Origin of the sequence: Stenotrophomonas sp. GD03654, assembly GCF_029845105.1 — a bacterium.
Taxonomy (GTDB): domain Bacteria; phylum Pseudomonadota; class Gammaproteobacteria; order Xanthomonadales; family Xanthomonadaceae; genus Stenotrophomonas; species Stenotrophomonas africana.
This window is the reverse complement of sequence record NZ_JAOCLC010000013.1, coordinates 78,646-90,946: the sequence shown is the minus strand read 5'-3', so window position 1 is coordinate 90,946 and position 12,301 is coordinate 78,646. Positions and strand designations below refer to the sequence as shown.

At 58.8% G+C, this 12,301-nt stretch carries 8 protein-coding genes; all 8 read right to left on the bottom strand.

Translation table 11 applies throughout. The annotated features are described in order from the left end of the window. Nucleotides 1-203: 203 nt before the first annotated feature. The 8 genes from N5J73_RS07660 to N5J73_RS07625 all read right to left on the bottom strand — a co-directional run bounded on the left by N5J73_RS07660 (nucleotide 204) and on the right by N5J73_RS07625 (nucleotide 11,992). The gene (locus N5J73_RS07660; protein WP_004146434.1) at nucleotides 204-1,091 is read right to left on the bottom strand and encodes a hypothetical protein; all 888 of its coding nucleotides are present in this window, start codon (nucleotides 1,089-1,091) and stop codon (nucleotides 204-206) included. Then, nucleotides 1,085-2,074: a lambda-exonuclease family protein gene (locus N5J73_RS07655; RefSeq protein ID WP_004146432.1), complete on the bottom strand. Its 990-nt coding sequence runs from the start codon at nucleotides 2,072-2,074 to the stop codon at nucleotides 1,085-1,087. The genes N5J73_RS07660 and N5J73_RS07655 overlap by 7 nt, the downstream gene beginning before the upstream one ends. Before the next feature lie 122 nt (nucleotides 2,075-2,196). After that, nucleotides 2,197-2,706 carry a JAB domain-containing protein gene (locus N5J73_RS07650; protein ID WP_004146430.1) on the bottom strand — a complete coding sequence of 170 codons (510 nt, stop codon included), beginning with the start codon at nucleotides 2,704-2,706 and terminating at the stop codon, nucleotides 2,197-2,199. Further along, nucleotides 2,706-3,662 carry a DUF932 domain-containing protein gene (locus N5J73_RS07645; RefSeq protein ID WP_111144183.1) on the bottom strand — a complete coding sequence of 319 codons (957 nt, stop codon included), beginning with the start codon at nucleotides 3,660-3,662 and terminating at the stop codon, nucleotides 2,706-2,708. Before N5J73_RS07645 ends, N5J73_RS07650 begins: the two co-directional genes overlap by 1 nt. A 341-nt stretch (nucleotides 3,663-4,003) precedes the next feature. Next, nucleotides 4,004-6,112 carry a BREX system Lon protease-like protein BrxL gene (gene brxL, locus N5J73_RS07640; protein ID WP_032968948.1) on the bottom strand — a complete coding sequence of 703 codons (2,109 nt, stop codon included), beginning with the start codon at nucleotides 6,110-6,112 and terminating at the stop codon, nucleotides 4,004-4,006. A 5-nt stretch (nucleotides 6,113-6,117) separates the two neighbouring features. Then, nucleotides 6,118-8,643, bottom strand: a complete 2,526-nt coding sequence (locus N5J73_RS07635; RefSeq protein WP_070426727.1) for a PglZ domain-containing protein — start codon at nucleotides 8,641-8,643, stop codon at nucleotides 6,118-6,120. Further along, complete coding sequence (locus N5J73_RS07630; RefSeq protein WP_049450101.1) at nucleotides 8,640-10,448, bottom strand: DUF262 domain-containing protein; 1,809 nt, start codon at nucleotides 10,446-10,448, stop codon at nucleotides 8,640-8,642. Before N5J73_RS07630 ends, N5J73_RS07635 begins: the two co-directional genes overlap by 4 nt. Continuing rightward, the gene (locus tag N5J73_RS07625) at nucleotides 10,445-11,992 is read right to left on the bottom strand and encodes a type II restriction endonuclease subunit M (protein WP_197584098.1); all 1,548 of its coding nucleotides are present in this window, start codon (nucleotides 11,990-11,992) and stop codon (nucleotides 10,445-10,447) included. The genes N5J73_RS07630 and N5J73_RS07625 overlap by 4 nt, the downstream gene beginning before the upstream one ends. Nucleotides 11,993-12,301 lie beyond the last annotated feature (309 nt).

Here is a 12,301-nt window from a genome sequence, read left to right as displayed (position 1 = left end):
AAAAAAAATCCAGGTTTTTTCCAGGGACGCGCACAACCGACCAGATCAAAGAAAAATCAAACACTTACATACCAGGGAGCTTTCGCTCCCTGGCATGTCTCGTCCTTTGCGCCCACAAACCGGTCCGTTCCATCCGATGTCCGCTCAGGACCTGAACTGCCTCTTGTCCGTACCTGATACAGATCCGTACCGGTACGGCTCTCCTACGACACCAACCGAGACGCTTGCGCTTTCAGTCTGTCCTTGAGACTTCCGTTCGCTGATACCTGCACAACTTCACCCTGGCCTGATGGATAGAACTCCTCGACCACGGCCGGCACGTCTTCGTCCAGGTCCTCGAAGGCCCCGTTAGCGAAGCCCTGTCTCGCCGCCTCATCCAGTGCAGCTTGGTCGATCCCCGCTGCAGCTCTTGTTGCGTGTCGCTCAATCGCCTCTGCGACAGCCTGTTCGAGCGTCAGCCCGCTCCGAACCACCAGATCGACGTAGTAGATCGCTGATCGGTAGCTCATCGTCGTGGACTTGCCCCGCAGCTTCAGCTCGAGCGGCAGACAAGACAGCCTTCCGCCCGACACTGCACTGAGGTAGTGCAGCCGTGCTGCCAGTGTGCGGATGGTGTTGTAGGAGGTGGTGCGCAGAACAAAGCTACCCATCACATCCCCCGCCCCGTCCCCAATGACCACATTCAAGCGGGCATAGGCTTTGCAGCCCCCACTGGCAAACTGACACCCATCCGGACCAGGACAAGGCAACGTCTCCATGCCTTCAGGCCCAGCACGCCGGCAGGTGTCTCCATTGCCTACACACAGCGGTCTTCCGTTCTCGCGATTGAACAGCGAATAGTCAGCCCGGAGGTTCAGGGTTGGATCGTCGAAGAGCAGGCGCACCGGGATGGATCGCAGCTTGTTACCCTCCGATGCCTTCCGCAGCTCTTCATCCAGCGGGTGCAGCACCCAGCCATCACGGTTCTGTACCTGGCTGGTGAGGGTGAACTGGTCGTCCTTTTCGGGCAGCCGCTTGCCATTGCGCTCTACTACCCGGCCGATGGAAATACGCCCAATCACGGGCGGCGTTATGGCCAGTCCCTTCAGCATGATGTGACCTCTTTGATCGTGGTGTTGATCCGGAATCGGCGCGACCCCGGACGGACTGCCGTGTAGGCCGCAGCGATCTCCGGGTGCTCGGCTGCGAGCCGCTTGGTATCCAGTGACGTGCCATCCTTACTACGGCGGTAGATGACTTCTCCCAGTGAGCCGAACCGGGCAATGGAAGCGTCCCCCATGGCTTGCTGCAGTGTCTGCTTGAGCAGTTCTACCTGCTGTTCCTGCTCTGCAACTGCCTCAGTGAACGAGACAAGGTTGGTGAAGGTCTCGACCAATTCCGGGTCCTGACTGAAATCGACAACGGTGTCCTTGCCTGGGTACAAGCTCCGCAACGCCCTGGCCGCTGACTCCGAGCCATCGGCTGGTGGCTCGATGTCATTGATGACGTGCTCCCAGAACCGGACCTCCAATACCACCAAGCGGCTGATGATCTCTTCGTCTCGCTCAATACGGTGGATCCTCAGCGCCTGGCCACACAGCAGCACTGCCACATCTGCTGCCTGCTTCCCCGTCACTGCCAACTGATGCTGTACCTGCAGCTGCACGTACTCGGGAACCCCGTCTTTCCACAACCGAGAGCCGAACTCCCCTGCTGTCTTGCACTCAAGGATTTGGACCCCCGGGGAACCAATTACCTCTCGATCGAGGTTGGCCAGCATGTGCGGAAAGGTCGGGTGCTGCAGAACGGCGTTGACCCGACGTACCCGGTTCCCCGTGCGCTCCTGGTAGGCCGTGGCCACCATGGGTTCGAGCAGGGTTCCCCAGTACCGGGGATCCTCTTGTCCAGGGGGGATCTCTTCGATTGGCTTGCGGCCCGTCTTCTCCTGCCACAGCTCCAGCTGGCTCTTGTAAGGGTTCAACCCGACGGCGGTGGCAGCATCCGAACTACCGATGCCGCCATTGCGGACCTCCAGCCACTGCTGGCGATCCAGTGAACGCGTATCAACCAAACGCAACGCGGTGTGCTTGCTCATTGGCAATCTCCGGAATAGAAAAGGCCGCCTTGATGGGCGGCCTTGGTCAGGTCTTTCATTTCAAGCTATCGATGTGGGCAAGATGAATGGGCGAAGCGACAGCACTGATCGCTGCAGCTCTGTCAGACCATGCCTTGAGAGGCCATCGAGACCACCTCATGGCTGGTGACAACGAAATGGTCCAACAGCCTCACGTCCACGGTGTCCAAGGCAGCCTTCAGCCGCGCCGTGACTGCCCGATCTGACGCAGAGGGCTGCAAGCTACCGCTTGGATGGTTGTGAGCCATGAGTACCGCCGATGCATTGTGGGCAAGTGCCCTCTGAACCACGATCCGAGGATGGACCTCGGCTGCATCAATCGTCCCTGAGAAAAGCCGCTCAACTGCGATGAGCTGGAACTGCGTGTTGAGAAAGGCAACCTCGAAATGCTCGCGGTTTTCGCCTCCCAGACGTAGCCGGAAGAACAATGCACCCTGGGTTGCTCCTCCCAGCACCTCCCCTGGCAACGATGCCCGTTTCTGCAGGATCTGCAGCGCCCTCGCAATCGTCCTGTCCTCACGTACCCGGATCCTGCTCTCCTCCTCATTGGATCCGGCCCCTAATGTGGTCATGTGATAGGCCTGCGCTTCCATCAGGCCACCAACTTCATCACTTCATCCCACGCGCGCTGCTTGAGCTGAGCTCCAGCACCGAACCATGCCGCATCACGGCGGTGATCATCGCTACGAGCTCGTCGGTGGTGGTCAACGTACTCCGTGACGCTGTTGAGTACGCCCCAGGCCGTTGCACGGCTGGAAGGCAACAACGCGCCTCGACCGCCGCCCTCATACAGGGCACGGACACTGGCCAGCGCCTGCTCGTTGACGACCTCAGCGGTGGTGCCCTGGCCTTGGTAGGTAAGCACCCGTCGCAACAGACCATCGACCGTATCGGGGTCAACTGGACGGTCACAGATGGCTTTCATGCGAGACACGAAGTTGTCCCAGGTCGAGACGGTGATCCCCAACTGGCGCTTCACAGCATCCGGGTCGAACTGACTGCGGTGCGGGACCTTGATGGCTCCGCTGCTGTCTCCCAGAGCGATCTGTAAGGTGTTGTTGCACACCACCCGCACCGAGGTGAACTGCGCCGTGGTGGCCAACGTGCCGTCACAGGCAGTAGCAAGCAAAAGATAGCCATCCACCCGGTCACGCCCCTTCAGCGACGTGCTCTGGCCCGTACGAGCCATGGCCCAGAACTTCTTGCCACCCTTGAGCACACCCGCCGTCTCCAGTTCAAAGCCACTGTGCTGCGTCAGATTACGGTAGAACTCCAGGATCTCTCCCGGCTGGACCACCTTGAACCGCTTGGAGACGACTGCCAACGGCTCCCTGGTATCGGAGCGATAGAGCACTTTCTGCTCCGGGAAGGAGTGGATGGCACCGATGGCATTGCTACCCGTGATGAAGCGGACCTCGGAGTCCTCGATCTGCCAATCCATGCCTGCCTGACGCTTCCAGACCTCAATGGGCTGTTGCTGTTCAAGCCTATTGCCCAGACCGTGCCACGGCTTAGCACCGGCATAGGCCATTGTTTCAACCAGATGCATCGTATTTTCCTCGCTTCTTACGGCACAAACGCACAAGGCCCGGACGATGCCGGGCCTTGTGCGTATGCCAATGCAGTATCAATTAAAAGGGTCGATGTCTTCACTGCCCGAAGACAGAGCACATCGAGCAACCGCAGCGATGATGGATGCTGCGACGACCAAAACACAGTACAGACAATCGGATCTTTCTTTCATACAGCCATATCCAAAGCAGATGCATCATCGCGGAGCATCTACACGCGAAGCCAGCAGCCGCCAGCCTCATCAAAATGATATGTGCTTGAGATTTTTTACAATCATATTAATAAAATTAAACTGAATTTCTTTTATGGAAAATCAGGTCAAATATTTATTCCAACCCTGAATATATCAACCTTGGTCTCAAGACATTTACGCAAACTGAGATCATTTACGCCTACCTCGAACCACCCTCCGGGCTTTTGGAAGAAGTCCAACCCCCGGCCAATCTTGATCACCCAGCCGTTGTCGATACGAATCTCTCGGTCGTGCATGTTCGGGTTCAACTTCACTTCCAGCTCGACATCCAATTCCAGCAGGCTCTGCTTCAACTCATCGAGCTTCTCAGCGATGTCGGCCAACTGGGTCTTATCGTCGTAGCCGGTGATCAGGCTGATCTTCTTCACGGTTCCAGCCTTCAGCACCGTTTCGCAGAAGCGCACGAAATTCTGAATCTGGTGTTGCAGACGAATGTACGGATCTTCGATCACGACAGACTTCGCGCCTTGGAGGTAGGGGCCGAGGATCGACTCATAGCTGTACCCGGTGTCGCCATAGAGGATGGTGAAGTGCTGTTCCTTGAGCTCGATCGGTGACGGCCCAACCGCAATCGAAGCCGGGGCCGGTGATACCGGGGTCGGGCCCGCTGGAGTCTCCAGTGCAGCAGGTGCCGCTTGTGCAGTGGGTTGCACTTCGACTGCCTCAGTCGGCTGCCCATCCGCCTGATTCAAGCGACGGCGAGCTGGCTCCTGTGTTGCCGATGCATCTTTGGACTCAGGGCAGAAGACCACCACCTCCTCACCGCTGGCCTTGAAGTAAGACAGATTGATCCGGGCAAACTCGTCATCCGGTTTGCGCTTGTTCATCTGCTCCTTGACGCGGCGGCGGCACTCCGTGGCATAGGCCACGTATTCCTCGAACTCCTCATCCGTCGGCGGCCCGTTGGGGTGCAGCACCTTCAAGAATGCACAGACGGTCTTCTTGATACCTTTCTCGTCGCGCCCCTCGATTGATTTACCGAGCCGAATGCGCTTGCTCACTTCCTCATACCGATTCGTGTGCTTGAACTGGTAGTGGAAGGCCTCGGCCAAATAATCAGTGATGAAGCCGTAGTTGCTGGTCAGGAACTCGCTGCTGTTCTTCGGCATCTCCCAGCCTGGAATGTACGCGGCGAAACGGTCCATCACGGCCAAGTCGAGCTCTGGCGGCAACGGCTGGAAAAGATCGTGCTCGTTAGAGTTGACCACCTGCTGCACGGACACGTCGATGTTGCCAACGAAGCTCAAACTGGCATCAGCAATAACCTCAGCCCCGCGCGAAAAGCGCCCGTTGGCCATGAAGTCCTTCATGATCTGGATGGTGTCCGGATCGCGCACTTTGATCCCGCCAACCTCGTCAAAGGCAACCGTGTCCCAGAAGCCAACCAAGCCCACCTTGCGGCGCGCGTTGTTGTAGAACAGCGTTGCCTTGGTCGCTTGGCCGCCCGAGATCAAGGTGGCGTAGGGCGAGAATTCACTGAAGAAATAGGACTTGCCGGTGCCGCGTGGTCCCAGCTCGATGTAGTTGTAGTTGGGCTCAACCAGCGCAGCCAACCTGGCGATGAAGTGCATCTGCACGCGCTTCGAGAGCTTGCTGGGTTCCAGTCCCACAGAGCGTAACACCGCCGCGAGCCACTCATCACGCGTGAATGCCCCGCGCCCCTCTGCATAACGGTCGAAGTCAAAACGAGTCAGCTGGATCGGCCGCAGATCCTCAATGGAAAACGCATAGTCGTCTTCATCTATGTCGTTGTGCGCCAGGGTCACCTCCGCCCAAATGCCACCTTCCAGCAACCTGTCGTTGTCGCGGTAGAATTTTTCACCAATCGCGATGCGTTGCGAGTTGAAGTTCTCCAGCGATGCCCAGTGGCGCTTTTCTTTTTCGACGTAACGGACATGGACCTTGTCGATGAAGCGATGCTTGCCCTTGGTGGCGACCTTGGACTGCGCGGCGTTGGCCTCGTCCGGCCTAACGTAGTTCTCCTGCAGTGACGACAGCACGGCCTCCATGCCAGCATCCATCTCTGCCTGGTCATTGCTGGCGCAATACTTGGCAAGGAGGAACTCCAGGACGAACGTCGGGACGTTGGTGCCTTTTTTGATTCGATGCAGCAGGTCTTTGCGAAGCACCTTGCCGTCGAATGTGGCGTTTAGTTTTTGGTCGAGTTCGTCCATAGGGCTCATTCCGTATAGTCGGTTTCAAGCGCCAGATTGCTGTAGGCAGCCAGAGTCGTTGGGTTCAGCGCTTTGACCGAGAACTTGCCTCTGAACTCATCATCCATTCGCAGCGCAATCTGCTTGCGCTGGCCTGGCATCAGGGTCAAAGTTCTGGTCGCGGGGTTCACATCGCCACCTGGGCGCGGCTCTCCCACCACATTGCCCTTGCTGTCTTGCGCTTCCAGCAAGATCTCCACGCTCATGTCTTGCGAGAACATGTCGTCGGCCACCAGTATCACTTCGATGACCGGCAATCGCGTAGTTATTCGTTTGGCGCCGTTCTTGTAGCTCAACTCCACCACCACCTTGCGCAGTTCCGCATGAGCAGCGGTATCCAACCTGGCCACCAACACCGGCACAACGGCCTCGGCCAGGGATGCTCCGCCGTGGAAATACAGGTGCCCTGAGCGATAAGGCGCCATGCTGCGCGGTAGTGCCACTTGGGTGAAATCACCGCGAATGCCGACCTTCTCTGCACTGACAACCAAGCTGTGACCATCCGCTGTGCCGTCGCCCAGCATCATGCGGTCATGGGCATTCACCGGCCACTTGCCTTGCGGTTTCACGCACACATCGCCAGCTTCTGCTTGCGCGTTCAGGAAGAAGCCGTGGTCGGTGACGATGACCGCCTCTTTGAAGCCCATGCCACGCAGCTTATGCAGTGCCACGCGGATCAGCTTCAGCGTGCCAGGGATCAGCCCGAGCGTTGTCTCTGGGTTGCTTTCCAGTTGGCTGTCGATTTCCGTGGAGCGAAGCACCAGCAGATCGACGGTCTCCGCGATCTTCGGCTTACCACGGACAAAATCATTAAGCGGCATTTCCGCGAAGCGATCTCCATACCGCTTGGCCAGCACATTCATGCGCTGCGGGACGTTGCCCACCGGCGCCCCCGCCAGCTTGGGCAGGAGTGAGTCGCTCTCCAGCGCCAGGGTCAAACCCGTGCGAGCGCCCGGCAGCAAGCTCGCCATGCCCACTAGGGTGATGGTCGGCAGCTGTGCGTAGGCCGCTTGCAACTCGACGGGACCGTCTTCCGCCAGCAGCTTTTCGAGGGCCACGCCCAACTCGTAACGCAGGGCGTCCACCATCAGGTAGGCCACTTTGCGTCCGCTTTCCTTGAGTCGATCAGCTACCAGCCGATCAAAGGCATCGGCATTGGCCAGGCGCCCAGTCGGCGGCCATCCCGTAGTCTCGACGTGCTTCACGAACACGCCCTGGACCTTTTCGGCCAGGCGCCGATAGCGCGCTCGAGCCTGGCTGATCACTTCATGCATCAAGCCGTGCTGGTCGAGGAAGTCGCCTGCGGCTTGCTCAAACTCGCGCTGCAAGCGATCTGCTTCACGCAGACTGCCCAGGTAGAAGTCAATCAGCTCCGCTTGCGAGCGGGCGTGATCCGGTAGCTGGCGCTCAAAATCGTCGCAGGCCTCAACCAGGCTCAAGCCAGACCGCACCAGCTCCCACTGGGCCTGGCTTTCGCCCTTGCCGAGCCATACCGAACTCTTGTGGCGGGTCAGCACACGGCGCGTGGCATCGGTGTCACCGCTGACAATGCCCTTGATCGCAGTGCGCAGGAAGGTCCGCTCTTCGAAGGGGAAGGTGTCGCGTTCGCCCAGGTCTTCAATCGCACCGCACAGATCGGTCAGGTTGAGCTCCGCCTCGGTGGTCTCGGCGCGCTCGATGTATATCGCGCGTGACTTCGGGTCGCTGCGCAGACGGTCGCACACATCCTCGACGATGGGTTTGGCTTCCATCGGTGCGTGCGGCACCCCCTTCAAGGTGTCCGGCAACGCCACCGGCAAATCAAACACGAACTCGCTGAACAGTACGTAGCGCCACAGCTCATCCGCCAGGGCGGACCAGGTCTTGCCGCGCGTTTTCACGCTCAGGCCCAGAGTGGCTCGGAGGAAATCAAGCGCCTCTTGCACCCAGCCCTCCTGCCCCTTGAGTGCCTCGGATTGACTGGCACTCGGGGCCAGCAGTGCGGCCAGAATCTCGCGGCCCGACTCCACCCGCAATGTGGCTCGCAACTGGGGCCAACTCACACCGCCGCCAATGGCGTCAATCACCGCATACTGCGGTCGTGGTTCGCGCACAAATAGGCTTCGAATTTCTGTCGCGTAATCTGGCTTAGCACGCAGGCACAGGCTCAGATACTCGTCCCCATCATCTTGCGGGAACACCGCGCCGCATTCTGCGTATACGGCGAATGGATCAGCTTGCTTCTGCTCGTCGGTTTCTGGGCGCTTGGTGGGCACATAGATCAACACACCTTCCAGTGGCGCCTTGGGTTGCCCCACCTCGCGCAGTGCCAGCAGCGCAGCCTCGCGACTTTCGATGCTGCTTTCAGATGCATCGATGACCCGAACCTTCTCGGCTGCTAGGTCGAAGCACTGCTCGCGGTAGCGCTTGTCGGCGTCATACACCACCAAGGCACCCGCTTGCTTAAGGCGCGGCCGCAGCACGCTTTCTCGAATGAATTCTGCAATCGTCATTTGTTCTCCCGCAGGCTCAGGATGGACATCACCTCCTTGAGCATCTTGTCTGTTCGCGCCGTAATGGCGGCCTCGTTCCAATCATCTCGGCTGGCCAAGTCGGCATTCAGGTACAAGCCGTTGCGGTAGCCAATGAAATCACCCTGATCGTTCTTGCGATCGCGCTTCTTCAAGAATTCCATCGTGCCGAGCTTGGAGTTGTAGCCACTCAGGGTCAGGTTGCCGAGCTGGTGCGCACAGCGCTCGCGAATGGCAGCCGCAGTGCCTTTCTGGTTCCCTTCGAGCATCGTCACCCAGCCCGGCCCCAAGTTTTCGGTCTTCGGCAGGATGTGTTCGACGGTAAAAACGGGGCGATCATTGGCGTCATGCACCCACAGGTCGCGTTTGTTTTCACGGGTTTGGTGTGTCTCTTCCAGCTTGCAGAGCATGAACCGCGTGGCGTCGTAATTCTCCAGGTACACATCGCCCTTGAGGCGCGACTCGCAAACATCTTGTGGGGCTGCCCGTCCCAGCAACCAATTACTGCTCTGCTGGATGAAGCCGTCCAGCGCCGTGATCTCGCCACCGCGAATCTGCGTCAGCAAGTGGCTGACCAGTTCCATGAACATCGGGTCGAGTTCGCGAGTGGGCGGCATATCGGTGAGGTTGCGCCAAAAGAACCACTTGGTGAGCAAAGCGGCCAGACGGCTCACCGCATCACCCTCAGTCCATTTCTGGCTCTGCGCCACCTGGCTGGCCCACAGCAAAAATGCGTAAGCCGGCGCGGCTCCCAGGCGCTGCAAGTCTTGCAAGGCCGCTGCGGCAGCGTCGCCCCATTCCGCACGCGCCACGGCGGGGTTGAGCAGTGCCGAGTAGGTTTTGCCCTTGGCTTGCAGCGCGCCGAACAGCCAGACCGGGCGCTTGCGCAGCAGGGTGTCGTAGATCGTGATCAGGTTCGAGCGCGTGGCGCGGGTGCAGCCTTTGACCTCGACCCGCTTGAGGTACTTGAACATGTTGTACAGCTGACGCAAAAAGCGCTCCTGCACCGCCGGGTCGGGCAACTGGTCGATCAGGTCTTTCCACTCGTCAAACGCTCGGTCAATGCCGTAGTCCGGGCGCTTGTCCAACTCGGCCAGCAGGTTGTTCTTGATGATGTCGATGGCCGAGAGCGGGCTGCCCCGGTTGTTGATCGACTCGAACAACATGAATGCGTCGGAATGGCTACGCACCTCGATCTTGACCAGCATGGCCGCTTTGAGCTTTTCCAGCAGGGCCAGTGCGCTGTCCTGGCTGAGCCCTTCCAGTCGCTCACAGAAGTAGCGGTAGGCGCGCGCAATGCGGCGGTTTCCGAAATTGCTCAAGCCCTTCGGCGCTTTCACCTGCTTGGGAAACAGATCGCTCAGCACCTTCTGGAAATCTGTCTTGTTCTGCGCTTGCTCGCTGGGCTCCAGACGCCACTGGCCAGAAGTGCGGACGAAGATGCGGCTTTCCAGGTTGTCCAGCTCCACCAGCAGACGGCGATCCGGATTCGGAATGGCATTCAGCTTGTCGTAGAACGCACAGAACAACAGGCTGATGGTGGTAAACCGCTGCTGGCCGTCGATCAGCTCAAGTCGGCCGCCGGCCATGCCATCTTGCTGGGTGTTCACGCAGATGATGGAGCCCAGAAAGTGCCCACTGGGCGACTCCTCCAGGTCGTTGAACAGCGCGTCCCAGTTCTTGCCGCCCCATACATACTCGCGTTGGTACTTGGGAATGAAGAACGACGTGGTCCCATCGGGGCTGAAGTAGAAGCTGACCGGCAGCGCTTTGACATCCTGAATCATTCATCACCCCCGGCCTTCTTCTTGCCGCGCGCCTTCTTGGGTTTGGCCTCGGGCTCGATGTAGAGATCCTCCAGCCCATGCGCGATAGCCAGAGACTTGTCAGTCTTGCACTTCTCTCGAACACGATCGGGCCAGTAGTTCATGGCGAGGTGCGCCCAGTCGTAGTCGCCTTTCTCTAGCTTGGCCCAGGTGTCCTTGAGCACCTTCTGCCATGGCTTGTGCCGGAACAGCGGCCACAGCGGTGCGGCGCTGATCTGCACGCCGTCGTCGTGGTTGGGGTTGTAGGTGGGCGCCAGCTTGAGCAGGGTGTCGCGCAGCTCGATCAGTTCCAACTCGAAGGCTTGCAGCGCCTCGAACTGCTTCTCGTCGTCACGAGTGCGGGCAGAACCCATATTGCGCAGCACCGTCACGTCGCCACCGACTTGTTTGAGCTTGGGCTCAACGAAGTCATTGATGGCGGTGTACAGCGTCTGGCTGGTAAGGCTGGGGTAATAGACCCACAGGGTGTAACTGCCGGACGTCGTGGACAGCGGCCAATAGATGGGCGCTTTGCGGCGACTCTTGGAGTAGCGCTGTAGATGAAAGGCGAAAAAATCCCGTTGCAGCCAACGGCGCACGTCTTCCGGTACGGGCACCTCGACGCGAACAAGAATTTCCTCAATCAAGCGCGCGAGGTCATGCGGGTGCCCTCGGTCGTCAACCAGGATGCCCGCATACGCATGAAAAGGTGCGGTACCGTCGGGGAGCATGCCGGGGCTTTTCGCCGGTAGTGGTTCGAATGGTTCTGGCTCAGCAGGCGTAGCGCGCTCACCCGTAGCCAGGCGCCAGTCGAAGCGGCCAAAGGCCACGCCGACGGCCCAGCTCAGTAAGCCAGCCGTTTGGTCGATTGGCGTAGCGCTGTCATCGTCCTCGCTCTCCTCGTCTCTGCTGGCTTCTACATCGCCCTGGTTGGCTTCGACGTGGCTTCCCTGCACGGTAGTGCGGTCGGCTTCGCTAAAGCCATAGAGATCAAAGGCAATGGCGTCGATCTCTGACTGAATGCGAGCCAGCTCAGCTTCAATGGCTGGTGGGTCGTAATCGCCCAGGCGAGCGCGCAGTGCACCGGGCAGCGCAAACGCGTGAGACGTCTCTTCGATGGTGTCCAGGGTGCGCTTTAAGCGCCAATACTCCCTCCCCAATACAGCCAATAAGTGCTTCGAATCCGTTGAGATATCGGGTATCGGCGTCCGCTGGACTGTCCCGATTTCGTACGAACGTGCAGCCGCATCCCCCGCTGCAAGCTGCAAACCTATCAATCGCAAGAAAGGGGCTGATATACAGACAGAAAGCAAACTCAACAGATCATCATCATTATGCTCTTCCAAGAATGCAGCCGGTCCCTTATGACCGAAAACAGCACCGGCAGGCATAGCCCGCATACCGAGTTGACTTGTTGTTCGAGCCGGCCAAGTAATGCCTGGCTGTAAGTAATAGGATTCTCGGTGAAGAACCCAGTCCGCATCACCGTTCAAATATGGGTATTTCTTGAGGACTTCCGCTTCCATTTCAGCGGCGTTATTGGCCCAATTCACGAGAAGCGGGACGTCCGAGTAAACGGGAGAGTACCCACCGCCTTTAGCGTAGGGAAACCAGAGTCTCTGATCAGCACTACACTCCCACGAAGTACGGACAAATCTGAAGTTGTCGCTAGTGGCTGCCCCTTTGAATATTCTCCGACCATTCGACTCGAAAGGAGGGGTTTGGCCGAATGCCTCTAGGAAACACTGAGCCTCCCAATACGAAAATGGAGAACTCGGAACCATCGAGAATACAGATGTGTCACGGACATAAACCCTAGCATCTAGGCCGCCAGC